Origin of the sequence: Acinetobacter sp. UBA1297 (assembly GCF_002307755.1) — a bacterium.
Lineage (GTDB): Bacteria > Pseudomonadota > Gammaproteobacteria > Pseudomonadales > Moraxellaceae > Acinetobacter > Acinetobacter radioresistens.
Genome location: NZ_DBUF01000026.1, coordinates 143,179 through 167,741, shown reverse-complemented (window position 1 = coordinate 167,741; position 24,563 = coordinate 143,179). Strand labels below are relative to the sequence as shown.

General features: G+C 44.4%; 21 protein-coding genes. 14 read left to right on the top strand and 7 right to left on the bottom strand.

Annotation, left to right across the window (positions count from 1 at the left end):
- Positions 1 to 66: 66 nt before the first annotated feature.
- Positions 67 to 1,593, bottom strand: coding sequence for a fumarate hydratase (locus B3R63_RS11205; protein WP_005016550.1), 1,527 nt, complete (start codon positions 1,591 to 1,593; stop codon positions 67 to 69).
- Between the two features lie 536 nt (positions 1,594 to 2,129).
- Here B3R63_RS11205 and B3R63_RS11200 point away from each other — a divergent pair.
- Positions 2,130 to 2,738 carry a class I SAM-dependent methyltransferase gene (locus B3R63_RS11200; RefSeq protein WP_151838586.1) on the top strand — a complete coding sequence of 203 codons (609 nt, stop codon included), beginning with the start codon at positions 2,130 to 2,132 and terminating at the stop codon, positions 2,736 to 2,738.
- 68 nt (positions 2,739 to 2,806) lie between these two features.
- Here B3R63_RS11200 and pta read toward each other — a convergent pair whose 3' ends face one another.
- The 4 genes from pta to B3R63_RS11180 all read right to left on the bottom strand — a co-directional run bounded on the left by pta (position 2,807) and on the right by B3R63_RS11180 (position 8,306).
- Positions 2,807 to 4,951, bottom strand: coding sequence for a phosphate acetyltransferase (pta, locus tag B3R63_RS11195; protein WP_151838585.1), 2,145 nt, complete (start codon positions 4,949 to 4,951; stop codon positions 2,807 to 2,809).
- Between the two features lie 54 nt (positions 4,952 to 5,005).
- Positions 5,006 to 6,220 carry an acetate/propionate family kinase gene (locus tag B3R63_RS11190; RefSeq protein WP_005016542.1) on the bottom strand — a complete coding sequence of 405 codons (1,215 nt, stop codon included), beginning with the start codon at positions 6,218 to 6,220 and terminating at the stop codon, positions 5,006 to 5,008.
- Between the two features lie 278 nt (positions 6,221 to 6,498).
- Entirely contained in the window at positions 6,499 to 6,912 is a 414-nt protein-coding gene (locus B3R63_RS11185; RefSeq protein ID WP_005016539.1) for a hypothetical protein, read from the bottom strand.
- A 128-nt stretch (positions 6,913 to 7,040) separates the two neighbouring features.
- Complete coding sequence (locus tag B3R63_RS11180; RefSeq protein ID WP_005405421.1) at positions 7,041 to 8,306, bottom strand: glutamate-5-semialdehyde dehydrogenase; 1,266 nt, start codon at positions 8,304 to 8,306, stop codon at positions 7,041 to 7,043.
- 308 nt (positions 8,307 to 8,614) lie between these two features.
- Between B3R63_RS11180 and B3R63_RS11175 the strand changes: the two genes are divergently transcribed.
- Positions 8,615 to 9,934 (top strand): alpha/beta fold hydrolase, encoded by a 1,320-nt coding sequence (locus tag B3R63_RS11175; protein WP_151838584.1) that lies wholly within the window; start codon positions 8,615 to 8,617, stop codon positions 9,932 to 9,934.
- Between the two features lie 23 nt (positions 9,935 to 9,957).
- On the opposite strand, the gene B3R63_RS11170 is transcribed toward B3R63_RS11175, so the two are convergent.
- Together B3R63_RS11170 and nagZ are read right to left on the bottom strand one after the other, a co-directional pair.
- Positions 9,958 to 10,812 carry a class I SAM-dependent methyltransferase gene (locus B3R63_RS11170; protein ID WP_151838583.1) on the bottom strand — a complete coding sequence of 285 codons (855 nt, stop codon included), beginning with the start codon at positions 10,810 to 10,812 and terminating at the stop codon, positions 9,958 to 9,960.
- An 84-nt stretch (positions 10,813 to 10,896) separates the two neighbouring features.
- Complete coding sequence (gene nagZ, locus B3R63_RS11165) at positions 10,897 to 11,922, bottom strand: beta-N-acetylhexosaminidase (protein WP_151838582.1); 1,026 nt, start codon at positions 11,920 to 11,922, stop codon at positions 10,897 to 10,899.
- Between the two features lie 194 nt (positions 11,923 to 12,116).
- Between nagZ and B3R63_RS11160 the strand changes: the two genes are divergently transcribed.
- From B3R63_RS11160 to bamB, 12 genes are all read left to right on the top strand, one after another.
- A complete protein-coding gene (locus B3R63_RS11160; protein ID WP_005016527.1) occupies positions 12,117 to 14,306 on the top strand; it encodes a carboxy terminal-processing peptidase in 2,190 nt (729 codons plus the stop codon).
- A 146-nt stretch (positions 14,307 to 14,452) separates the two neighbouring features.
- On the top strand, positions 14,453 to 15,730 hold the full coding sequence (locus B3R63_RS11155; protein WP_151838581.1) for a glycosyltransferase family 4 protein: 1,278 nt from the start codon (positions 14,453 to 14,455) through the stop codon (positions 15,728 to 15,730).
- A 28-nt stretch (positions 15,731 to 15,758) separates the two neighbouring features.
- Positions 15,759 to 16,310 carry a phosphatase PAP2 family protein gene (locus tag B3R63_RS11150; protein WP_005023384.1) on the top strand — a complete coding sequence of 184 codons (552 nt, stop codon included), beginning with the start codon at positions 15,759 to 15,761 and terminating at the stop codon, positions 16,308 to 16,310.
- 87 nt (positions 16,311 to 16,397) lie between these two features.
- On the top strand, positions 16,398 to 16,598 hold the full coding sequence (iscX, locus tag B3R63_RS11145) for a Fe-S cluster assembly protein IscX (protein ID WP_005023385.1): 201 nt from the start codon (positions 16,398 to 16,400) through the stop codon (positions 16,596 to 16,598).
- A 114-nt stretch (positions 16,599 to 16,712) separates the two neighbouring features.
- Positions 16,713 to 17,144, top strand: coding sequence for a nucleoside-diphosphate kinase (gene ndk, locus B3R63_RS11140; protein WP_151838580.1), 432 nt, complete (start codon positions 16,713 to 16,715; stop codon positions 17,142 to 17,144).
- A gap of 122 nt (positions 17,145 to 17,266) precedes the next feature.
- Positions 17,267 to 18,502, top strand: coding sequence for a 23S rRNA (adenine(2503)-C(2))-methyltransferase RlmN (gene rlmN / locus B3R63_RS11135; RefSeq protein ID WP_005016509.1), 1,236 nt, complete (start codon positions 17,267 to 17,269; stop codon positions 18,500 to 18,502).
- 24 nt (positions 18,503 to 18,526) lie between these two features.
- Entirely contained in the window at positions 18,527 to 19,330 is an 804-nt protein-coding gene (pilW, locus tag B3R63_RS11130; protein WP_005016505.1) for a type IV pilus biogenesis/stability protein PilW, read from the top strand.
- Positions 19,321 to 20,124, top strand: a complete 804-nt coding sequence (locus B3R63_RS11125; protein WP_151838579.1) for a helix-turn-helix domain-containing protein — start codon at positions 19,321 to 19,323, stop codon at positions 20,122 to 20,124. The genes pilW and B3R63_RS11125 overlap by 10 nt, the downstream gene beginning before the upstream one ends.
- 22 nt (positions 20,125 to 20,146) lie before the next feature.
- On the top strand, positions 20,147 to 21,262 hold the full coding sequence (ispG, locus tag B3R63_RS11120; protein WP_151838578.1) for a flavodoxin-dependent (E)-4-hydroxy-3-methylbut-2-enyl-diphosphate synthase: 1,116 nt from the start codon (positions 20,147 to 20,149) through the stop codon (positions 21,260 to 21,262).
- A complete protein-coding gene (hisS, locus tag B3R63_RS11115; RefSeq protein WP_151838577.1) occupies positions 21,259 to 22,554 on the top strand; it encodes a histidine--tRNA ligase in 1,296 nt (431 codons plus the stop codon). Before ispG ends, hisS begins: the two co-directional genes overlap by 4 nt.
- 31 nt (positions 22,555 to 22,585) lie before the next feature.
- Positions 22,586 to 23,290 carry a YfgM family protein gene (locus B3R63_RS11110; RefSeq protein WP_151838576.1) on the top strand — a complete coding sequence of 235 codons (705 nt, stop codon included), beginning with the start codon at positions 22,586 to 22,588 and terminating at the stop codon, positions 23,288 to 23,290.
- Positions 23,290 to 24,438, top strand: coding sequence for an outer membrane protein assembly factor BamB (gene bamB / locus B3R63_RS11105; RefSeq protein WP_005405755.1), 1,149 nt, complete (start codon positions 23,290 to 23,292; stop codon positions 24,436 to 24,438). Before B3R63_RS11110 ends, bamB begins: the two co-directional genes overlap by 1 nt.
- Positions 24,439 to 24,563 lie beyond the last annotated feature (125 nt).

The window sequence follows — 24,563 nt, the reverse complement described above, 5'->3', positions numbered from 1 at the left end:
GAAAATATTTTAATTAAAAAAATAAAAAAGCATCCATGATTGGATGCTTTTTTAATTTATACCAGTTTAAACCGCAGCAGCATCCACCACCGGGATTTTACCAATTTTAGCTTGCCAGATTTTAGGTGCAGTTGCATGCACTGAAGTGCCGTTTACATCGACTGCTACAGATACAGGCATATCTTTTACCACAAATTTATAGATTGCCTCCATCCCTAAGTCTTCAAAAGCCACCACTTCTGCTTCACGAATAGCTTTAGAAACCAGATATGCAGCGCCACCGACTGCCATGAGGTAAGTCGCTTTATTATCCTTAATCGCTTCAACCGCAGCAGGACCTCGGTCTGCTTTACCGATCATACCGTAGAGACCAGTTGCTTCTAGCACTTGGCGGGTGAATTTATCCATACGTGTTGCTGTTGTCGGACCGGCAGGACCAACCACTTCATCGCCTACAGGATCTACCGGACCAACGTAGTAAATAAACTTACCTTTTAAATCAACAGGAAGCTCTTCGCCGTTGTTCAGCATATCAACCATGCGTTTATGGGCAGCATCACGGCCAGTATAAATTGTACCATTAAGAAGTAGGGTATCGCCCGGTTTCCAGGAATTCATCTCTTCTTGAGTAATGTGGTCGAGATCAACACGTTTAGAAGTTGAGGAATCCCAAGTTACAGCAGGATAGTCTTCAAGGCTCGGCGCCTGAATATGCGCTACACCTGAACCGTCTAGTGTAAAGTGTGCATGGCGGGTCGCGGCGCAGTTTGGAATCATGCCTACTGGCTTGCCAGCAGCGTGGCAAGGATAATCCTTGATCTTGATATCCAGTACTGTAGTCAAACCGCCCAGACCTTGTGCACCAATACCTAAGGCATTAACTTTTTCGAAGATTTCAATACGCAGCTCTTCCATCTTGCTTTGTGGGCCACGACGTAGCAGCTCATCCATATTGATTTCTTCCATGAGAGCTTCTTTAGCAAGCATCATGGCTTTTTCAGCAGTACCACCGATACCAATTCCGAGCATTCCAGGAGGACACCAGCCTGCACCCATAGTTGGGACAGTTTTTAAAACCCAGTCCACGATTGAGTCAGATGGATTGAGCATTGCCAGTTTAGATTTGTTCTCTGAACCACCGCCTTTTGCTGCAACCGTAATATCTACTTTATTACCCGGAACGAGTTTATAGTGAATCACTGCCGGGGTATTATCTTTGGTGTTTTTGCGACCAAATGCCGGATCAGCTAGAACGGAAGCACGTAAGACATTGGTATTTTCCAAATAACCCTGACGTACACCTTCATTAATGGCATCGTCCAGGCTCATGGTTAAATCGAATTTAACATCCAGACCCACTTCAAGAAATACATTGACAATACCTGTATCCTGACAGATTGGGCGATGACCTTCAGCACACATGCGTGAGTTGATCAGGATCTGCGCAATTGCATCTTTAGCAGCCTGGTTTTCTTCACGGTCATACGCACGGCTCATTGCCTGAATAAAGTCTTGCGGGTGGTAGTACGAAATGAACTGAAGCGCATCCTTGACCGAAGTGATCAAGTCGTCTTGCTTGATAATAGTTGTCATATCAAATGTCTCTTGAGCGGGCTGTTAGCTAGCGGCCAAAATTATAAGACAAAAAGCATCCGCTGTGGGTATTTCCGGCAAGGTTTTGGGCGAAAGTTTAATAGTAAAAAGAAAGGTAGCGCAGGATGGCATAAAATGAATTCTTGGCAGGTCGTTTAAATGCATTTTCTGTGATATGGCACTCGGGGGATAGTTACATAACCTGAAAATCAAGGGTTGTTAGTCATTATTATTTGATTTATATAAAATTATTTTAGTAATATAAGTTTTAAGAAAATTGTCATAAAGTTGTCATAAAACTTTCGCATAATGCCGGTATCCACTACATAGAGTCATCAACAATGACAGTATCTAGCATTCTCATGGTTATTGTATTTATGATATTTATTGCTGCAACCTGGTTCTATGGTCAGTTAGAAGATCAAGCCTAAGCTTTATCTTCTTTCTAGAGTGTTCTCTTCTTCATCTGCTTCTAGCCTGTAATCTCTCTTGGCATTCTGCTATTCTTTTCCTGAATTTTAAAACTATAATCAGGTATGTCAGATCAACAATATGCAGATAATATTATTCCGATCTATAAAAAATATGCGATCGAATGGGATAAGGTACGCTCCCAGCATTTTTATGAACAAGTCTGGCTTGAACAGTTTTTAAATCTGATTCCTGAGCAATCGTCTATTCTTGACCTGGGTTGCGGTGCTGGTATACCAACCGCTCAATATTTTTCTGCAAAAAAATGTCAAATTACAGGTATAGATAGTTCAGCTGCCATGCTCGAAATAGCTAGGAACCGTTTTCCTGAGCATAACTGGTTAGAAGCTGATATGCGTCAACTGGATTTGAAGCAAAGCTTTAATGGCATTATCGCTTGGGACAGCTTTTTTCATTTGACTCATAATGACCAGAGAGCAATGTTTCATATTTTTAAGAAACATGCAAAAACCGGTACGGCATTAATGTTAACCACTGGTCCGAGTCATGGCACAGCTCTAGGGGAAATGCAGGGTGAGGTTTTATATCATGCAAGTCTGGACCCCGATGAATATAAGAATCTGTTTGAGACGTTCGGTTTTAGGGTGGTAAATATGCGGTTTGAAGATCCTGACTGCGCCCGACATACCATATGGTTGGCCCAGTTAATGTAAAGGAAAGTGTTTTTAGAGCAAAATAAAACAGCCCCAATTGAAATACTGGGGCTGTTTTATTTAAAAATTTATACTGTCGCCTGTTGTTCTGCCTGAATGGCAGTCAAAGCAATCGTAAAAACAATATCATCAACCAAAGCGCCGCGTGACAGGTCATTTACCGGCTTGTTCAGTCCTTGCAGCATTGGGCCAACACTTACGACATTTGCAGCACGCTGTACAGCCTTGTAAGTTGTGTTGCCAGTATTGAGGTCTGGGAAGATAAAGACATTGGCGCGCCCTGCTACAGGTGACTCAGGTGCTTTCTGGCGGCCCACGCTTTCAACAGACGCAGCGTCATACTGCAAAGGACCATCAATCAACAGATCAGGGCGACGTTGACGGGCAATCTCTGTTGCTTCACGAACTTTATCAACATCGGCACCGGTACCTGAGGTTCCGGTTGAGTAACTGATCATGGCAATACGCGGGTCAATACCAAAGGCCCTGGCTGAATCTGCGGATTGGATGGCAATCTCAGCAAGCTGCTGGGCATCTGGATCGGGATTAATAGCACAATCCCCATATACATAGACTTCATCTGGTAACAGCATAAAGAATACTGAAGAGACCAGCGAATATTCTGGAGCTGTTTTAATCAGCTGAAATGCCGGTCGCACTGTATTAGCCGTGGTATGTACCGCCCCAGAAACCAGTCCGTCAACCTGATCCAGTGCCAGCATCATGGTGCCCAGCACTACAGTATCCTGTAACTGTTCTTTGGCCTGAATGTCATTGATTTTGCCTTTTCGCAGCTCGACCATACTGCTAATGTACTGGCTACGAATAGTATCCGGATCAATGATTTCAAGATCGTCTGGTAATTCAATATTACGGGCTTTGGCAATTTCTAAAACTGCTTCTGGTTTGGCTAGCAAAATACAGTGAGCAATTCCGCGAGACTGGCAGATCGCTGCAGCCTGAATAGTACGAGGTTCATCACCCTCTGGTAGAACGATGCGCTTTTTCGCAGCAATCGACTTCTGGACCAGTTCATGCCGGAAAGCTGAAGGGGACAGGCGGGGAGTTGCATTGCCATTGATTTGCTGGGTCAGCCAGTCCAGATCAATATGACTGGAGACAAAACGGGTAACCTGCTCGGCACGTTCTGTATCGTCAACCGGTATTTCATTACTCAGATTTGCCAGACGCTGTGCTGTTTCCAGAGTAGTCAGCTGCGTATGTAAAATGGGCAGTCCCTGTTTGATAGTATTCTGGCAGAAATTCAGAATCTGGGCATTGGGTGCCTGACGCTCGGTTAGTACCAGGCCTGCTAGCGGTATACCATGACTGGTAGCTAAACTGCTGGCAAGCAGTACATCGGTACGTTCGGAAGCGCTGATAATCAGTTCACCGGCAACAAATTTGTTCAGCTCATATTCAATACTTGAGGTAATCAGGCTGCTATGTAATATACGACGCTGCCGTGCTTCTCCCTGATGAATCCATTCGCCCTGAATCAGACGGGCAATGTCCAGTGTACGTGGAACACTCAGGGTATTGCTAAATGGAACCAGACCAATAATCGGTAAGTCAGCAGTCCCTAAATAACGGTTATATTTTTGCAGCTCGATCGTGAAGGTTGCAATTTCTGCACTTAAACGCAGTGAAGGGTCAATGGTCACCGGAATCTGTGCAACTTCTTCAGGTAAGCCTTTAGTCCGCATGAACAGCACACCTGCCGTACGCTCTGAAGCAGCGCCACCGAACTGGCGTAGATGTGCTTCAATTTTTTCAGCAGTTTTACGCGGATTCTGTACATCTGCAGTACTGACTAGGATTACCTTGGCATCTAGTGCCTGTGCAAGGGCGGCATTTAACTCACCTGCAAACTGGTCCTCATGATTTGGCAGTAAGCCTTCTACAATAATCACATCATGTTTGGCGGCAACACTGCGATGCAGGCTGACTGCTTCTTCAAGCAGTTCATCCATTTCTTCCAGTGCGATCAGCTGGCTAACTCTTTCATATGCAATCGGTTCAACCGTACTGGTCTGGAATAAATGTTCAAACAGGCTAGTGGTACGGTTCTGATCATTTTCCTGAAAAGATTCAGAAAAAGGTTTTAAAAATCCTGCCTTAATACCATTACAGTCCAGTGCATAGATCATTCCCAGGCAGGCTGAAGTCAGACCGACACCTTCTCCAGTTGGAATCAGTAGAATTGTATTCATAGGAGCCTTAAAAAATTAAACAAAATATAAATCACAGGAGGTTAAAGCCCGCAATTAAGCAGGCTCTACAGCAAGTTCAGACTTTTTTGATAGTAAACTCGTCTGTGCAGCTACCTGACGGGTTTCTTGGGCGATACGTGCCTCTTCATCGGTTGGAATCACCCATATTTGTGGGCCATGGCCTTGGTCAATCCGACCTTCAGTACCACGTTTTAATTCATTGTTTTGGGTTTTATTTAAGTTGAAGCCAAAGTGTGGCAGATAGGAGAGCGTCTTTTCACGAATATAAGCTGAGTTTTCCCCAATACCCCCAGTAAAGATCAGTCCGTCAATACGTGGCAGACCACAGCTGATGGCAGCAAGAGATTTGGCAAGACGGTAACAGAATACTTCAATTGCCAGCGTGGCATCTTCATTGCCCTGTTCAGAAGCTTCAATTAAAGTTCGCATGTCATTAGAAAGATCAGATAAGCCCAGCAGGCCACTTTCCTTGTTTAGCATGCGGTCAATCTTATAGACATCCCAGCCAAGGTTGGCTGCTAAGAAGCTGTGCAGACTTGGATCAACATCGCCACTGCGTGTGCCCATTACTACACCTTCAAGAGGGGTAAGCCCCATTGATGTATCTACGCTCTGACCATTCCAAATGGCGCAAGTTGAACTGCCGTTACCCAGATGTGCAGTTAGCCAGCCCCCTTGTTTAAGGTTTCCAGCCAGTTCTGAACCACGCTCAGAAACGTAAGCATGACTGGTGCCATGGAAGCCATAGCGACGGACATTATGTTCTGTGTATAGGAATTTTGGTACGGCATAGCGATAAGCATGCGCCGGCATTGTCTGGTGAAAAGCAGTGTCGAAAACTGCAACCTGAGGAAGCTCGGGAAACAGGCGCATGGTGGCATCGATACCTACCAGATGAGCCGGGTTATGCAATGGTGCGAGCGGAGTTGCTTCACGAATACGTTCTACAATCGTATCGGTCAGTAGTTCGGCCTTGGTTAGTGTGCCGCCGTGAACTACCCGGTGACCAATTGCTTGCGGTTTGTATTGTGACAGGCGGCTTAAAATGGTTTCTAGTGCCTGTTCGTGATCAGCATGAGGGATCGAAAGTTCAAGTGGTTGTCCACCAATGGTAACACCTTTGATGCGTGCATCAGCAGAGCCCAGATTTTCTGCCAAACCATAGATACGATCTTTTGCCTGCTCAGAGATTAAGGCATATTTAATAGATGAAGAACCGCAATTGATGACTAATACTGATGTAGACACGTTGGATACCCGAATTCTAATTGAAATAATCTTGTCCCTCTGATCTTGAACCAGTGTACAGGCTAGAGATCATGAGTATGTTTTAACACGTGTATTTTTTCTGTCCAACCTAGACTTTAGCCGATTAGACTTAAGCACTATGGATGGTCTATTCAATAATATTTAATATTAATCAGTTAATTGTTATAGCGTAGCACAGGAATAAAAAAATCATATTCGGTTTTACGCAAAGCTAAAGTATCGTTGCAAATTTCATCTATAGTTCATTTCTTTATTTATTACTCTTGCCCCTGAGATTTATATTTCATCTCGGCCCATCTCACTAGAACATAGGCAATTAGTGCCACCATGAAAAATACCAGCATCATCCAGGCTAAACCTTGCAGAGTTTCGATAATTGTCCGGTAAATTTCCAGAAACCAGCGCTCATTCGTCAATTCAATAATAAAATGTTCATCTTTGGGGCCGTAGTTGACAGGATTAATATATTTTTCCATATCGTAGATGCGAACTCCGGAAGAGGTACCTACGACCATGCCGGCAAATTTTGTATATTTGGCCCAAGCTGTATAAATAGGATCATGAATGATACGGGCTAAAATAGTATTAATAGAGCTGGAAAAAATTCGCATCACAATGAAGGAAACCAGCAGTGCTAAAATGAAAGTACTCAACATTAAATAAAAGAACATATCCATCTCCTTGTTTTTATAATTATTAGACTGAAAAGAGAAATTCTGGAGTATTTGGGCTGTTTAGCACCAGAGTTTGATGCTAAACATCAGGATTTGTATACAGGTAATCCTAATTAAACAGGAAATTAATGACGGATTTGTCCATCACCTAAAACGATCCATTTTTGTGAGGTTAGCCCTTCGAGGCCCACCGGACCACGGGCATGAATCTTATCAGTTGAAATGCCGATCTCGGCACCCAGACCATATTCAAAGCCGTCAGCAAAACGGGTCGATGCATTGACCATCACTGAACTTGAGTCTACTAGGGCCAGAAACTTACGTGCCAGAGAGAAGTTTTCAGTAATAATGGCATCAGTATGATGCGAGCCATATTTATTGATGTGCTCAATTGCTTCATCAATACCACTCACGACTTTTACTGCCAGAATTGGCCCAAGATATTCAGTGTACCAGTCTTCTTCAGTGGCGGCCTTGACTGAAGTACCCAAAATACGACGGGTTTCAGGACAGCCACGTAGCTCAACCTGCTTTTCCTGATACAGCTCGGCAATATGGGGTAGAAAGTCATCAGCAATCTGTTCATCGACCAGCAGGGTTTCCATGGCATTACATACGCCGTAACGATGAGTCTTTGCATTTAAAGCAATTGGCAAGGCTTTATGCAAATCTGCCTGTGCCTCTACAAATACATGGCAGTTACCGTCTAAATGCTTGATCACAGGAATACGTGCCTCTTCTGTGATTCGTTCAATCAGGCTTTTGCCACCACGTGGAACAATAACATCGACATATTCGGTCAAGGTAATCAGTTGGCCTACAGCAGCCCGGTCGGTGGTTTCCAGTACCTGAACCGCATGTTCGGGCAGTCCGGCAGTTTTTAAACCATGTTGAATAGCCGCTGCAATCGCCTGATTTGATTCGAATGCTTCAGAGCCACCACGTAAAATGATGGCGTTACCTGATTTAAGCGCAAGGGAAGCAGCTTCCAGAGTAACATTCGGACGGGATTCATAAATCATACCGACTACGCCTAAGGGCACACGCATTTTACCGAGCTGGATGCCTGAGGGACGATACGACATATCAGTAATTTCACCAATCGGATCTACCAGACCGATGACATCCTTTAAACCCTGCAGCATACCTTTGAAACGGCTGGGAGTCAGTTCCAAGCGATCGAGCAGTGCACTGTCCAAATTATTGTTACGGCCCTTGGTCATATCCATCTGGTTAGCCGTGAGAATTTGTGTTTCACTGTTCTCAAGCGCTGTGTAGATTGCGGACAAGGCATTGTTTTTAGTATCGGTAGAAGCACTGGCCAGCAGACGCGAAGCCTGACGAGCCTGTTGTCCGACCGTTTGCATATACTGTTCAATCGAATTGTGCATAGCGGTTTGATCACTCAGAATTTTCTTTGATAGTAACAGTCTCCGCCTGCGCAATGAAGGCTTGTCTCAAAAAAAACTGTCATGTAGTGCAGTATAAAAAAGTTTTGGAAATACTTTCAGCGCTAAAACTAGATGAACGGTAACGAAAGCAGTTGCCCAAAAATAAAGCATTTGTATACTATGAAATGCATTCTATAAAATGAATAAAAAATTATAGAAAACAAAACGTCTATAAAAGGTAGAGGAATACCTTGGTTTTAAAAACCGACTTGCACAATAAAAAATAAAGCAAGCGTTGAGGAGGAAGTATGAATTCCATTATCCAACTGGACATGGATGCCGAAGGGAAGCAACACCGTCATTTTTTTGATTTTTACCATAAGGATATTTTTAAACAACCTCCACGCATGACCTGGATTGACGGCTGGAAAGTTGAGTATATGGCTATCGCCCAACCTGTGACAGTGCATAAAACTCCTATCGTTATTGTGGGTGGAGCATTTCAGAATTTCAATTCCTACAAGTATTGTGTTGAACAGCTTTTTGCTAGTGGTCCCATTATTCTGATTGACTTACCTTCTATGGGGGCTAACCAGCAAATTGTGAATCATGACAGCGGTGTGTCTGCCGGAAGTCTGGAATTGCCAGACCTGGCGGCTATGCTCGGTCGATGGCTCGACATTGAGGGACTGGAAAAAGTATCAGTTATGGGGATGTCCCTCGGATCTGTAGTAGCAGCTTATTTTGCTGAGCAGCGACCTGAACTGGTAGAGCGTATGATTCTGATGGGCGTAATGCAAAAAACCCGGAAAAGCTGGCGCATGATTTTAGAAGAATCACTCAAACTTATGCAGGAAGACCGGATGGAAGAGTTCGGTCAGGCGGTGATTCTGTATCTGGTTAATCATGCCAAGCTAGACAAGACCCGTATGTCACCTACTGCCAAACGTCTGTTCTTTCGACAAATGGCTGAGTTTCAGTCTACTGAACGTGAGCGTTATACGATTAATTGCAGTCGATTACTCAGATTACAGCATGTTCCTGCTCCTGCCTGTAAAACACTGGTTGCCGCTGGACAATATGACAGTTTTACACTACCTCATGAAAACGCATATTTTGCCTTGCAATGTCCGGATATGGAGTTTGCCCTGATTGCCAATGCTGACCATGTTCCACAGTTACAGCGGCGTAAAGAAACTATGCGTCTCTTTTCAGCCTTCCTAAATGCCGAAGTGCTGGAAGGACTCGAAGGCATTATTCCCATGACTCGTGAAGAAATCCTGACGATGGAGCGACGTGGAGAAAGACGTATCTCTATGTACGGTCAACTTTCACAGCTGTCACACCGTTACCTGCCTGTAGAATTTCAAGTGAATATTTCTGACATCAGCTTTTTTGGTGTGTATTTAAAAATTCCTGACCCGCAGCAACTAAGCCTGATACAGCAATATCCACGTGATCTGGCACTTCACCTTGAAGATGATCAGGGAGTGTTTCAAATAGAGTGTCTGATTTTTGAAGCAGAACAGCAGGGTATACGTGCACTGTTCAAGCATGGCAGTTTTGAACTGGCAGAACGTTTACTTCATTTTATTGCCTGTCAGCAGGAAGCCATGACTTTAGCTTGATTTAAAATATTAAAAAAACAGCGTCATATACGCTGTTTTTTTTGTGCATGAACCATCCAGACAATATCGTGTGACCGGGCCTCTTGAGCCGGCTTGGAGCCTTTTGAATAAAGAGAATCTGCAGGTTGAATAACCTCGCCCTCATCAAAACCTGCGTTCTGTATAAATTGCTGCACTTCAGCCGGATTTTGAAAATGGAAAGTAAAAGCACTACGTGACATCCATTTTAATAATTTACTGCTGCTCCACATGACCTTTGCCAGACGTCTGCCTTGGGGCTGGGGATAAAGGTCGGTCAGATAATGTAATGTTCTAAACTTACTGCCATAAAGAGAAATATTGCTGATCAGCTGTTTTAAGTGAGCTAGGTCAAAATAGTTGACTAATCCTTCACTGATAACGACTAAGGGACGTTTAGGATCAAAAATTTCAAAAACCTGTTTAAAATTTTCACTAAATAAATCAACAGATAAAACTTCTGGGCTATTAGGGTCAATCTGCTGTAGTGCTTGTTGCTTGATATGTGCCATTGCTGGCAAGTCCAATTCACGATAGTCGATTTGTGGATAATGTTTTCTAAACCACCAACCACGTGGTGATAATCCACAGGCAATTTCCAGAACCTGTAAATCTGGTGTTTGCTCAAGCAACTGTTTAAGCGCATCATCTAGCATTTCATGACGCTGTTTCAAAGAACTGCGCATACTGGCGCCTATAAATTTCTCTGCCCAGCTTTCTACCGGTTTAACCAGCATCGCCAGACTTTTACCCTTGGACGTAGCAAGTTCAGGATGTGAAATTCCCATCTGATACCAAATATAACCAGTATAATGAGCAGTAAAAGAAATATGCCGGTGTCTAGACAGCTCTCGTGTCATGAATAAATCCTCATTTTTATTTTAATCAGTTGCTATTTATATAAGAAAAAAGAGCATGTGTAATGCTCTTTTGACTTTAACCGCTTAATGGCAGCTATTGGCTTTAAATGCTTCAATTTCCTGTTTGATTTGTTGCCATTCGGTACCCAGTTCAAGTCCTGATTTAGGTAAAATATCTGGAATTTTACCGCGCATCCGTTCCAGGCGTTGCTGGTCTGGTAATGGGAAATCCTGAATAGCGCTCAGTGCCAGACGGGCAGCTGTACGGTCATTGCAAACCAGACCCATATCACAGCCAGCTTGCAGTGCAGCTTGTATACGCGCATCAGCACCACCAGCTACACAAGCGGCCTGCATGGTCAGGTCATCTGAAAATAATACACCATCAAATTTAAGTTCTTTACGCAAAATATGTTGTACCCAAAACTCGGAAAAACCGGCTGGTTTAGAATCAACCTGCTCATAAACCACATGAGCCGGCATGAGTGCATCCAGTTCGGACTGTAATTGAATAAAGGGCTGCATGTCATTCTGATAAATTTCATCATAACTACGGTTATCAATGGCAGCGGCCACGTGAGAGTCTGCTTTGACATTACCGTGGCCTGGGAAATGTTTGCCTGTAGTGGCCATACCGGCACGGTGCATACCTTGAATAAAAGCGTGTGCAAGAGGAATAATATCAGCCTGGGTCAAAGCAAAGCCCCGGTCACCAATGACATCACTAATGGCATTGATATCGAGCACGGGCGCAAAACTAAAATCGATCCCTACAGCAAGAACTTCAGTTGCCATAAGCCAGCCACATTTTTCTGCGAGGTCCAGAGCGACTTCCGGATTCTGCTGATACACTTCACCAAAACGGCCCATGGCAGGTAGCAGGGTGAAGCCGGTTTTAAGGCGCTGTACCCGGCCACCTTCCTGATCTACCGCAATTAAAATATCTGGACGAATCAGGCGCATATGATCAGTCAGCGTACGGACCTGTTCAGGAGACTCAATATTCCTTGAAAATAAAATCATGCCGCCGACTTGCGGAGCCTTTAATAGTTCAATATCTTCTAAGGTCAGGGTTGTACCGGCGATATCGAGCATTAGTGCGCCAATCATATGGGGTTCCGTATTAAGATCTTTAATTAAAACAATACCTGAATTCAGCAATGTTTTGCTACATTTTGTGGGTACAGAATATGATAAAACTACACGATACAACTTTTCGGCCTGTTTAAGATATTGAATTCGCTTTGTTCATTTCGGAAACATCGTGGTGTAATTGGGAATATCCAAGGAAGTATTAATTATTTATGAAACTTCAAATGCTCGCTTGTGCAGTTGCAGTGGCAACTGGGGGACTGTTCTTTTCACATGCCATTAGTCAGGCAACTGCTGCAACCAATCAAACGGCTGTTTCTTCTGTATCGCTTCAGCCGACCCAGGAACAGGCTCTGGTTTCACGTCAGTTGGCAACTTTGGTAGACCGTCAGCATTACTTAAATATGCGTCTTGATGCCCAGACATCCAATCGGATTCTGGAGATGTATCTGGACAGTCTTGATCCAGACCATTCACTATTTCTACAGCCGGAAGTCGAGCAATATAAAAATAAATACGGCTCAAATTTTGGCGCATCCTTAAAGGCGGGAGACCTGTCAGGTCCCTATACAATTCATGCACAGTACCGTCAGCGTCTAGCTGCGTTTTACCAGTTCATGCTTAATGAACTCAAGAAACCGCAGAATTTGAAGCAGCCGAATGTCTTCATTGAAACGGACCGAGAGAAGGCACCTTATTTTAAAACAACTGCCGAGCAGCAAGATTTTTGGCGGAAAATGCTGGTGTCCCAGCTGATTAACCTGACTATCACTAAAGAAGAAGAACTGGCCAAGCAAAAAGCGATTAAAGATAACCCGGAGCTGGCAAACGGTCAGGATCTTTCCAGTTTTGAGGACTTGTCCCCGGTTCAGACCCTCACCAAACGTTATACCCGTCAGCTGGAACGTATCAGTCGCATTAAGAGTGACGATGTGCTGGACAAAACCTTGAATGCTATGCTGGCAACTTATGATCCGCACAGTAACTATTTTCCGCCAATTGATGCAATGGAGCTGAACCGTCAGACCACTTTACAGCTTGAAGGCATCGGGGTATCAATCCGGCCGGAACGTGGTAATGAAGACTACACTAAAATTGAAACAATTGTAGAAGGTGGTCCGGCTGGTAAATCGGGACAAGTGAAATCTGGTGACCGAATTATCGGGGTGTCACAAGATGGCGGCAAAATGATTGACGTCATTGGTTGGCCAAGTGCAGAAATTGTTGGACTGATTCGAGGCAAGCGTGGCACCAAAGTAACCTTAAAGCTTTTAGGTAGTGGAGCTTCAATGGGACAGGCCCGTACCGTCACTTTAGTTCGTGATGTCATTCAGGAAGAAGATGCAGGAGTCCGTTCACGGACGGTTGAAATCAACCGTGATGGTAAAAAACATGTGTTTGGTGTAATTGAAATTCCGTCATTCTACCTGAACTACCGCGCACGTCGTGCAGGTACGGAGTATCGCTCGGTTTCAGAGGATACCAATAATGCATTACGTGCACTTTCTGCTAAAAATGTAGAAGGAATAATTATTGATCTGCGCAATAATCCTGGAGGCTCACTAGAAGAAGTCGCACGTATGCTGGGTCAGGTCATCAAGGAAGGCCCGGTAGTGCAAATCCGTGATGGTAACGGTAATGTCAGCGTCTTTGAAGATAATGATGGTGGATTACAAACCTATGCCGGCCCATTGGCGGTACTGGTCAATCTGGCTTCTGCTTCAGCAAGTGAAATCTATTCAGCAGCTATTCAGGATTATGAGCGTGGTATTGTAATTGGCAGTACTACCACCGGTAAGGGGACTGCTCAAGTGCAGCTGGATACTCTGGCATATGGACAGGCTACACTGACACAGCGTAAATTCTACCGCGTTACAGGTGGCAGTACCCAGAATAAGGGTGTCATTCCTGATATTAAACTGGTCGATATTTATGATGAGGAATTTGGCGAGCGTAAAGCTAAAAATGCCTTAAAGTGGGATACTATTCCAACTGCACCTTTCAAGCGTGAAGGATCTATTCAGCCTTATGTTGCCCAACTGGCCCAGTTATCCAGCCAGCGCGTAAAGCTTGATCCACAATTTAAGTATCTGGATCAACGTAAAGCCATCTCTCAGGCCGGCAAAGAGAAAAAACAGCTTGCGCTGGACATTGATCAACGCAAGGCTGAGTTAAAGGATCTTGAACAGAAAACCTTGGCTGCTGAAAATGCCCGTCGCCAAATCGCAGGCCAAAAACCTTATGCTAATTGGGAAAGCTATCAGGCTTCACTGGAAGCATTAGCAGAATCACGTGCCAAGATGAAAGCTACTCAACGTCCACCATTACCCGAGGAAGAAACCTTCGTTTCTGAAGCTGCAAATGTGCTTTTAGACTATGCCAAGTTAAAAGGTCAAGCTTAAAACACTAGGGTGTATCAGTGAAAAAAGCACGCTTCGGCGTGCTTTTTATATGAGCTGTCAGAAAACTGTCATGACCTGATCATATTTCTGTCAAGCATGACTTCTATAGTGAATATATGAGAATAACTAGATCAGTCAGGTGACGTATGTCTAATCCATACGCTACAGCCTTCAAGCAGCAGGATTTTCCAGAAAATTTCAGATTCTATTTTAAAAACCAGCAGCTTAATTCTACCTCTGAAGTTGAGCTGATTCAGGGAATAGTCCGTCCACGCCTGAAAATTGCCTTGGTCACCGAAACTTGGCCACCCGAAATTAATGGCGTAGCTTTATCTTTGCTACAGCTTTGTAAAGGTCTGCAACAGCAAGGCCATAAAATTTTACTCATCCGGCCACATCAGCATCAGACATGTCCACATTTTACTCCCAACCGGGAATGTCTGGTGGTTTCGCAAGCGATTCCACGCTATCCGGGACTGCATTTTGGCTGGCCCCAGTATTTAAAGGTCTCCCAGGCACTAGATGATTTCAAGCCTCATGTGGTGCATATTGTGACAGAAGGGCCGCTAGGATTAACAGCATTACAGGCGGCAAAGTCAGCTGGTATTCCTGTTTCAAGCGGTTTTCATTCTCCTTTTCAGGATTTTAGCCGTTTCTTTGATTTGGCTTTTCTGGTGAAACCTGTCCAGAAATATTTATGCTGGTTTCATAATAGTACCCAATTGACCTGTATACCCAGCAAGGATACCGAGCAGTTGCTAAAAGATATGGGGGTCTCTTGCCCTTTAAAAGTGATCGCGCGTGGAGTAGATCCACAACAATTTAATCCGGAGAAACGCTCTGAGCAGTTGCGCAAAAGCTGGGGAGTAAATGCCGATACGAAAGTTCTGTTATATGTGGGGCGGCTTTCTCCTGAAAAAGAAGTAGATGTGCTGATTGAAAGTCATGCACGGCTCTATAGCAATAAAGAGTCATCACCTAAATTAGTCATTGTTGGCGATGGACCGGACCGTTTACGCTTACAAAAAATGGTCCAGAATTCGAATGTGATCTTTACTGGTAATCTAAGTGGAGAAGTATTGGCGACTACATACGCCAGTGCTGATGTATTTACTTTTGCCAGCCAGGTCGAAACATTTGGAAATGTAGTTTTAGAAGCAATGGCTAGCGGTTTACCTGTAATCGCTTATGATTATGCTTGTGCCCATGTATATGTTGAACACGGGCAAACGGGGTGGCTCAGCCCTTTAAAAGATATAAATGATTTAAGCAGGGCAATTGAGAACCTGCCTGAGAATGCTGTTTTAAGAACAATGGGCCTAAACGCCCGCAAGCGGGTTCAGCATGCAGGCTGGCAGCAGCCAGTACAACAGCTTGAGCAGGCGCTCTACCAAGTCGTGCAGGAGTCCGTCATGACCACCTAGCATCCTTTTTCTAAAGAGGAGAATAATAATGAGATTTAGAAATGCCAAAATTAGAATATTAGACCTTGATTTAAAAGGTTGCCTATATCTTAATCACTTTTCCCATTCACAGCGTATAGCCCTGTTTTTCAAAATAATCAGCCGGCTAGGCGATGGAGCTTTCTGGTATGTAATGCTGGCAGCTGTCTGGATGCTTAAAGGATTGGCTTATAGTCTGCAAATTATCTATTTATCATTGGGTGGGCTGCTTGGAACAGGTCTCTATAAGTTCTTAAAATGTAAAACTACTCGACCCAGACCTTATCAGGTACATCAGGTCATCATTCTGGGTGAGCGCCCTCTGGATCACTTCAGCTTTCCTTCAGGACATACGCTACATGCAGTATTGGCGACGGTAAGTTTGGGCTATGTACAGCCTGTACTTATGATACTTATGCTGCCTTTTACGGTACTGGTAGCTGTTTCACGCATGGTTCTAGGGCTGCATTATCCGAGTGATGTACTGGTTGGCGCTATTCTGGGTGCGGGCGTTGCAGGAGTATTGATCTACTGTGCTCCCTGGTTTGAGCTTATACTTTAAGTTATAAGTTTTTATTTCCAGGCTATCTCTACCCAGACGGAATTGATAAAGTAGCGTAACAGTAAATAAATGATGGAAACTTGGATTATGGGTTTACGCTGGACAGATACCATTGATATTGCCATTGAGCTCTCTGAAGCACACCCTGAAGTGGACCCACAATGGGTACGCTTTACCGACCTGCATGCCTGGGTTTGTGCATTACCTGAGTTTAGTGATAATCCAGAAAAATCAAATGAAGGACTACTTGAAGCGATTCAAATGGCCTGGATTGATGAAGTCCGCTAAAAATAGCTAAAAAAACCTAAACTTTTTACATATTCAAAGCTGCTTATCGCGTATGACCTCAGGTATAATGCGCCAAATTTTTTGACGTTTAAATTTTCAGTTAAGGAGCCAATCATGGCAGTTGAACGTACTCTATCTATTGTTAAGCCAGATGCAGTAGCTAAAAACCACATCGGTGATATTTTTGCTCGTTTTGAAAAAGCTGGCCTAAAAATCGTTGCAACTAAAATGAAACACCTGACTCAAGCTGAAGCTGAAGGCTTCTATGCTGAACATAAAGAACGCGGTTTCTTTGGTGACCTGGTTGCATTCATGACTTCTGGTCCAGTAGTTGTATCTGTACTTGAAGGTGAAAATGCAGTGCTTGCTCACCGTGACATTCTAGGTGCCACTAACCCGAAAGAAGCAGCTCCTGGTACTATCCGTGCAGATTTCGCAACTTCTATTGATGAAAATGCTGCTCACGGTTCAGACTCAGTTGCATCTGCTGAGCGTGAAACTGCTTACTTCTTTGCTGACAACGAGATCTGCCCACGCACTCGTTAATTGACAGCATTTAAACCAGATAAGTGTTATTATACTTATCTGGTTTTTTTATTCTCTAAAGAATTTATTGCTTGAATATTGAGCAACTCCCATTGATCTCTGACATGAGTTAGGTAATACACATGAGTTCTGAAGTGGTCGTTTCATCTCCGTCAACAGATGAACAACAGCCTTCACCTGCTACTCAAGCCTCAAATAGTGCGCTGAAAAAGGTGAATCTGCTGGGCATGTCTCGTGCTGAGCTGGAAAATTTTTTCGAAAAGCTTGGAGAGAAAAAGTTCCGTGCCGGTCAGGTGATGAAATGGATGCATCAATATTTTGTGACCGACTTTGCCGAGATGACCAATATCTCTGGAAAGCTGCGTGCTAAGCTAGAACAGTTATGTGAAATTAAGGCACCTGAAGTGGTGCATCGTCATTATTCTAAAGACGGTACGCGTAAATGGGTTTTTCGTGTTGGAGATGGCGCAGGCTCACTGGTAGAAACCGTACTGATTCCAGCAGAAGATAAGACCGGTTTGCGCAAAACCCTATGTATTTCTTCACAGGTTGGTTGTGCTTTGGACTGCTCGTTTTGCTCTACCGGTAAACAGGGTTTTCAGCGTGACTTAACACCTGATGAAATTATCGGGCAGTTATGGGTAGCTAACCAGTCTTATATGGAAGATGTACCGGTAGCTGAACGCACCCGCTCCGTGACCAATGTGGTCATGATGGGAATGGGCGAACCGCTTTTAAACTATGATGCGGTTTTAAGCTCCATGTATATCATGCTGGATGATTTTGCTTATGGGATGTCTAAGCGCCGTGTCACATTGTCGACTTCAGGCGTAGTGCCTAAAATTGATCAGCTGGCACAGGATATTGATGTAGCCCTGGCAATTTCTTTACATGCGCCAAATGATGAACTGCGTAATGAGCTGGTTCCCATCAATAAAAAGTATCCGTTGGCGCAGCTGATTGCTGCCTGTCAGCGTTACATCAATAAAGATGGCAATGAAAGTGCACGCAAACACGTTACGATTGAATATGTCATGCTGGACGGGGTAAATGACTCACTTGAGCATGCCCAGCAGATGATCAGGCTGTTAAAGAACCTGCCAAGCAAAATTAACCTCATACCGTTTAATCCGTTCCCGCATGCTCCTTATGGCCGCTCTAGCCGCAACCGTATTATTGCTTTTCAAAAAGCTTTGTCGGATGCGGGTTTTGTGTGTACGATTCGTCAGACTCGTGGTGATGATATCGATGCAGCCTGCGGCCAGCTGGTGGGACAGGTTGCAGACCGTACTCGTCGTGCTGAACAGTGGAAAAAGAAAGTAGCAGAGCGCAATGAAATTATGCGCTCTCATGGATAGATAAACCTGAGAGGAGAAAAGCAGTTGAGAAAGCCGGTGTATAAAACATTTGTATTACTTACAGTGACTTTGTCGGCCTTGCTTGTTACTGCTTGCCAGACTCCTGATACCCTCAGTAAGGATCCAGAAAAGGCAGTCAAAGTTCGAACCCAGCTGGCAGCGGAATATATTAAATCGGGTGATCTGGATGCTGCTAAACGAGCACTTGACCAGGCACTTGAAGTTGATTCCAGAGACGCCACTGCGAACATGATGATGGGAGTACTGCTCCAGCAAGAGGGAAGTCAGCTAAATCTGGACAAGGCTGAGAGTTATTTCAGACGCTCTATTTCAATTGAGCCTAAAAATGCACAGGCGCGTAATAATTATGGTGCCTATTTGTACCAGATCGGTCGTTATAAAGATGCGATCGAACAACTGGAAATTGCTGGTGCAACTTTAGGCTATGAGCAGCGTTACCAGGCGCTTGAAAATCTGGGACGAATTTATCTTAAGCTCGGCAATGTTGCGAATGCTGAAAAAACATTCAAACAGGCATTGCAAGCTAACCGTGATTCTTCCATTTCAATGTTAGAGTTAGCGGAAATTTTCTATTTGCGGCAACAGATTCCTGCTGCTACACAGCTTTATGAACAATATGTGCGTCGTGTAGGGCAAAAGAATCAGGGTGCGCGTGCTCTTTGGATCGGAATTCGAATTGCGCGTGCCAATGATGATAAAATGGGAACACAAGTTTTGGTGAACCAGTTACGTGCCTTGTTCCCGGACAGCCAAGAATATCAACGTTATTTGCAATTACAGCACAGTACTGAGGCCGTATGGAAGTAAATCCTAATTCACAGCAACCTACTGGTTCTAGCTCTAACGTAGCGCCGAATGCGTTAGGAAATGTTCAGCGTCCTGGTGAGTATTTACGCCATATCCGTATTGCAAAAAACCTTGAACTTGAAACTGTGGCGGCTGACCTTAAAATACCTTTAAAGACTTTGAAGGCGCTTGAGCAGGATGATTATAAAACCCTGCCTGAGGCAGCATTTATTAAAGGTTATTACCGCTCTTATGCTAAATATCTGGGTACAGATGCAACTGCCATTATCCAGCGGTTTGATGAGATTTATGCCAATGATACCGGCCTGCTGCCAAATCATGCACTGAATAACTCCCCGATTAAAATTATGGGTAAACTGCCTGGTTCTAACAGTGACCGTAACCGAAAATGGATAAAACGGGCTATTGTGGCAGCTGTGATTCTACTGCTAGTCTGGCTGGTGGTGGCTGCTATCCAGAACTGGACATCAGGTAAAAAGGACGAAACTGAGCGTCCAGCTGTAGCCCAGTCAGAGGTTCAGATTGTTGATCTGGATAACAGTCTTAATGCAGCAGCATCTGGTGATCAGCTGGTCTTGAATTTTACCCAGCCTACCTCTGTTCATATAGTTGATGCGACAGGTAAGGTGCTGGCGACAGGACGTCAGGATTCCACTCTGACACTAAGCGGTGAAAGCCCATATCAGATCCGTCTTGATGATGCGACCGCAGTATCACTCAGTTTAAATAGTGAGCAGATTTCATTGTCTCCATATACGGTGAACGGAAAAGCAGAATTCCGTTTGTCTCGCTAATTCGCAACAGTAGAGCGATGCAATGATTGAAAATCCGATTAAACGCCGGCCGACACGTAAAATCCGTGTCGGTTCAGTGTATGTGGGAGGTGATGCTCCCATCAGTATCCAGAGTATGACCAATACCGAAACCTGTGATGTGGCTGCAACAGTTGCACAGATTCAGCGCTGTGTAGATGTAGGAGCGGATATCATGCGGGTTTCAGTGCCAAGTATGGAAGCGGCAAAGGCATTTGGTGAAATCCGTAAGCAAGTAAGTGTGCCTTTGGTGGCTGACATTCACTTTGACTATAAAATTGCCTTGGCTGTTGCTGATTTTGGCGCAGATTGCCTGCGTATTAATCCTGGAAATATTGGTTCTGAAACCAAAATCCGTGAAGTAGTCGCTGCAGCCAGACATCATGATATCTCTATGCGTATTGGAGTAAATGCTGGTTCACTGGAAAAGGACATTCAGAAAAAATATGGTGAGCCGACCGGGCAGGCATTGCTTGAGTCAGCGATGCGCCATATTGACATTCTTGATCGCCTGAATTTCCAGGAGTTTAAAGTTTCGGTTAAAGCTTCTAATGTGTTTCTGACTATGGATGCTTATCGCCTCTTGTCACAGCAGATTGATAATCCGCTGCATCTAGGTGTGACTGAGGCAGGTGTCTACCGGACAGGCTCTGTCAAATCCGCCATTGCGCTAGGCGGTTTGTTAATGGAAGGCATCGGAGATACCATGCGTATTTCCCTGGCGGCTGAACCTGAAGAAGAAATTAAAATCGGTTTTGATATTTTAAAATCGCTCAGTCTGCGCTCCAATGGTATCAACTTTATTGCCTGTCCAAGCTGCTCACGTCAGGAATTCAACGTGATTAAAGTTATGCAGGCTTTAGAGGAGCGTCTGGAAGATATCCGTACACCTATGGATGTTTCCGTAATAGGCTGTAAGGTCAATGGTCCGGGCGAGGCTAAAGAAGCCGATATTGGTGTAGTGGGTGCAAGTCCACGTTCACTGGTGTACCGTAATGGTGAAAAAAGTCATTTAATTAATACCAATCAGCTGGTTGATGAAATCGAAACTATGGTTCGTCAACGTGTTTCCGAGCTTGAAGAAGCTAAATCTAAAGAGATCATTCGTAGTTCATCATGAGTTCAATTGTCGCAATCAAAGGTTTTAATGACATTCTTCCAGCACAGACCCCGGCCTGGAGACGTCTAGAGCAGCATCTGTCATCTTTGATGGATGCATATGGCTATCAACAAATCCGTTTGCCGATAGTTGAACAGACGAATCTGTTTAAACGTTCGATCGGTGATGCAACCGATATTGTTGAAAAAGAGATGTATACATTTCTGGACAAAGGTAATCCGCCGGAGTCTCTGACATTACGTCCTGAAGGAACGGCAGGCTGTGTGCGTGCAATGCTTGAGCATAACCTGCTGCGCGGAGCGACGCCTCGTGTGTGGTATATCGGTCCGATGTTCCGTTATGAAAAACCGCAAAAAGGCCGCTATCGTCAGTTTCATCAGTTTGGGGTCGAAACTTTTGGTGTAGCAACGCCAGATATGGATGCAGAGCTGATTCTGATGACTGCACGTCTGTGGAAACGTATGGGGGTGGCAGACAAAGTTCAGTTAGAGCTAAATACCTTGGGTGAAGCTGATGAACGTGCAGCTTATCGTGCAGCATTGGTCGGATTTCTAGAATCACATAAAGCAGATCTGGATGAAGATTCACAGCGCCGTTTAACCACGAATCCCTTGCGGATTCTGGATTCCAAAGATGCTAAAACTCAATCTATTTTAGAAAATGCGCCAAAACTTCATGACTTTATGGGTGAGGAAACATTGGCGCACTTTAACCTGTTGCAACAGTATTTGAATGATGCAGGCATTAGTTTTGTCATTAATCAAAAGTTGGTACGGGGCCTCGACTATTACAACAAAACTGTCTTTGAATGGACCACTACTCATTTAGGCTCACAGGGCACAGTGTGTGCCGGTGGCCGTTATGACGGTTTAGTAGGCCAGCTTAAAGGTAAAGCAGACCAGTCTGTACCGGCTGTGGGTTTTGCTATGGGGATGGAGCGTTTATTACTTCTGCTTGAACAGGTTGAAGATAATACTGCCGTGCGTGACTGCGAGATATTCTTGCTGGCAGAACCTGCTTATCAGGGGAAAGCCTTGGTCATGGCAGAACAGTTCCGTAACCAGTTTGAGGTAGCTAGCAGTCCATTCCGCCTAAAAACCGGATCACAGGGCAGCATGAAAAGCCAAATGAAAAAGGCCGATCAGTCTGGAGCAATTTTTGCCGTGATTCTGGGGCAGCGCGAATGGGAAAACCGGAAGCTGACAGTAAAACGTCTGGAAAATGCAGAGCAGGTTGAAGTTGAAATAGACAATCTTACGCCGTACCTGATTGAACAGCTTGCCTCTGAATAAGCCGAGAATATAAACAAAAAAGGATAATCACATGAACGCATTAAGTGATGAAGACCAGCTAGATAATTTAAAGTCATTTACCAAAAAATATGGCTCTGCCATTATTAGCGGTATTTTAATTGCGTTAATTGCCTTTTTTGGCTGGGAATACTGGCAAAAGAAAACTCTGGCTGAGAACCAGATGCGTACTGCCAAGGTGCAGCAGCTTATGGATGAAGCCAGAAATGTAAATAGTCAGGATATTAATGCCCTGAATGCACTTTCACAATCTGCTGACAAAATTGAGAAAGAAGCGCCTGATTCTGTACACGCACTTCAGGCCCAGTTTGTAATGGCTAAGCAGGCTTATGACCGTGGTGATTATGCTGCAGCAGAAAAAGCACTCAAGCGGGTAGAAGCCACTAAACTCAAGGATGAAGGTCTGGTTCATGTGCTGAAACTGCGCTTGGCTTACGCCCAATTGGCTCAAAACAAATATGATGCGGCACTTAAAACCCTGGCTGACGTAACTGATCCGGCTTTTAAAGCTACTGCTGAAGAAGCACGTGGCGACGTGTATGTGGCAAAAAATGATATTGCCTCAGCAAGAAAAGCTTATCAGAGCGCATGGGATGCACTTGCTGAGCGTAAAAAAGAACGACAAATTTTACAAATTAAACTCGAAAGTGTAGGCGTTTTAGTTGATGATCCTGAAATCGAACGCCCTATTTTGGAAACACAAGTGGATGAGTCTTAATGGATAGAAAATATAAAATATCATTTGCAATGGCAGTATTATCAGCTGCGCTGATCGGTTGCTCAAGTAATAAAATTAAAGTAGAAGAGGCCAAACCGAATCCACTGCCAAAACTTGCGCAAGCAAAAAGTCTGGTGCCTGTATTTTCGCAAAATGTTTCTTCTACCGATGAAGCTGATCCACTCCGGTTACGACTCGCAGTCGATAACGGTGTTATTTTTGCAGTAGATCCTAAAGGCGAAGTAACAGCTTTTCGTGGTAAACAGCGTCTCTGGCAGACTCGTGTCAGCAAGCAAGGGCTAAGTGCCGGAGCTGAGGCAGCTGATGGCGTGGTGGTTGTCGGTAACCGTAAAGGTCAGCTGTTTGCCCTGGAACAGGCAACAGGCAAGCAATTATGGACTGCGCAGTTATCAGGGGCTTTACTCAGCCCCTCACTGATACAAGCTGGTCGTGTTATTACTGTGGCAAATGATGGGAATGTCTTTGCACATGACCTGGCCTCTGGGCAAGAGGTCTGGGCATACCGGTTGCCAAATGCACAGTTTAGTCTGCGTGGCCAGGCAGCCCCAGTTTCTGCTGATCCGCGTACAGTACTGATTGCTTCATCTAATGCCTATATTTATGCTTTGGATGTATTAACGGGTGTGCCGCGAATGCAGCGCCGTGTAGCGGTCAGTAGCGGTCGCTCGGATGTGCAGCGCCTGATTGATATTGATGGCGATCCTGTGATGGCTGGCCAGTTTTTGGTGACGACCAGTTATCAGGGGCAAGTTACTGTAACTGATCTGGCATCACAACAGGTAGTCTGGAGTGAAGATGCCAGCAGTACACAGCGTCCGGAAGTTTTTAACAACACGGTTTTTGTTGCACAAAACGATGGTAAAGTCACGGCATTTAATCTCACGACAGGTGAACAGCTCTGGCAGAATGATAGCCTGCTCAACCGTCGGTTAAGTAATCCGGTGATACTTGGTCAAGATCTGGTGGTTGGTGATCTGGATGGCGTATTACATTTGATTGATCCAGCCTCTGGGCAACTGGTAGGTCGCTCTAAAACCGGTGGCGAAGTACGTTCACTACAGGTAATTGATGGGCAGCTCTACGTTTCTACCAGAAAGGGAGCGTTAAGCGTCTGGCAGAATCGTTAATTCTTCTCTGCTTGTGCTAAAATAAACCCAACCGTATTTTTTGAAACGCGGGGTAATTGAAATTTCAATGCCCCGTGTTTTTATTTAGATCTGTGATCTATTATTTTCTTCCAAAGTTTCTGATG

Excerpts from the sequence above, each read along its gene's own strand:
- B3R63_RS11155 (WP_151838581.1), top strand. The coding sequence starts at position 14,453 with ATGTCTAATCCATACGCTACAGCCTTCAAGCAGCAGGATTTTCCAGAA.
- bamB (WP_005405755.1), top strand. The coding sequence starts at position 23,290 with ATGGATAGAAAATATAAAATATCATTTGCAATGGCAGTATTATCAGCT.
- B3R63_RS11170 (WP_151838583.1), bottom strand. The coding sequence starts at position 10,812 with ATGACACGAGAGCTGTCTAGACACCGGCATATTTCTTTTACTGCTCAT.
- B3R63_RS11150 (WP_005023384.1), top strand. The coding sequence starts at position 15,759 with ATGAGATTTAGAAATGCCAAAATTAGAATATTAGACCTTGATTTAAAA.
- B3R63_RS11200 (WP_151838586.1), top strand. The coding sequence starts at position 2,130 with ATGTCAGATCAACAATATGCAGATAATATTATTCCGATCTATAAAAAA.
- rlmN (WP_005016509.1), top strand. The coding sequence starts at position 17,267 with ATGAGTTCTGAAGTGGTCGTTTCATCTCCGTCAACAGATGAACAACAG.
- B3R63_RS11175 (WP_151838584.1), top strand. The coding sequence starts at position 8,615 with ATGAATTCCATTATCCAACTGGACATGGATGCCGAAGGGAAGCAACAC.
- iscX (WP_005023385.1), top strand. The coding sequence starts at position 16,398 with ATGGGTTTACGCTGGACAGATACCATTGATATTGCCATTGAGCTCTCT.
- B3R63_RS11180 (WP_005405421.1), bottom strand. The coding sequence starts at position 8,306 with ATGCACAATTCGATTGAACAGTATATGCAAACGGTCGGACAACAGGCT.
- B3R63_RS11205 (WP_005016550.1), bottom strand. The coding sequence starts at position 1,593 with ATGACAACTATTATCAAGCAAGACGACTTGATCACTTCGGTCAAGGAT.
- ndk (WP_151838580.1), top strand. The coding sequence starts at position 16,713 with ATGGCAGTTGAACGTACTCTATCTATTGTTAAGCCAGATGCAGTAGCT.
- ispG (WP_151838578.1), top strand. The coding sequence starts at position 20,147 with ATGATTGAAAATCCGATTAAACGCCGGCCGACACGTAAAATCCGTGTC.
- nagZ (WP_151838582.1), bottom strand. The coding sequence starts at position 11,922 with ATGATTGGCGCACTAATGCTCGATATCGCCGGTACAACCCTGACCTTA.
- pta (WP_151838585.1), bottom strand. The coding sequence starts at position 4,951 with ATGAATACAATTCTACTGATTCCAACTGGAGAAGGTGTCGGTCTGACT.
- B3R63_RS11125 (WP_151838579.1), top strand. The coding sequence starts at position 19,321 with ATGGAAGTAAATCCTAATTCACAGCAACCTACTGGTTCTAGCTCTAAC.
- hisS (WP_151838577.1), top strand. The coding sequence starts at position 21,259 with ATGAGTTCAATTGTCGCAATCAAAGGTTTTAATGACATTCTTCCAGCA.
- B3R63_RS11110 (WP_151838576.1), top strand. The coding sequence starts at position 22,586 with ATGAACGCATTAAGTGATGAAGACCAGCTAGATAATTTAAAGTCATTT.
- B3R63_RS11185 (WP_005016539.1), bottom strand. The coding sequence starts at position 6,912 with ATGTTCTTTTATTTAATGTTGAGTACTTTCATTTTAGCACTGCTGGTT.
- B3R63_RS11160 (WP_005016527.1), top strand. The coding sequence starts at position 12,117 with ATGAAACTTCAAATGCTCGCTTGTGCAGTTGCAGTGGCAACTGGGGGA.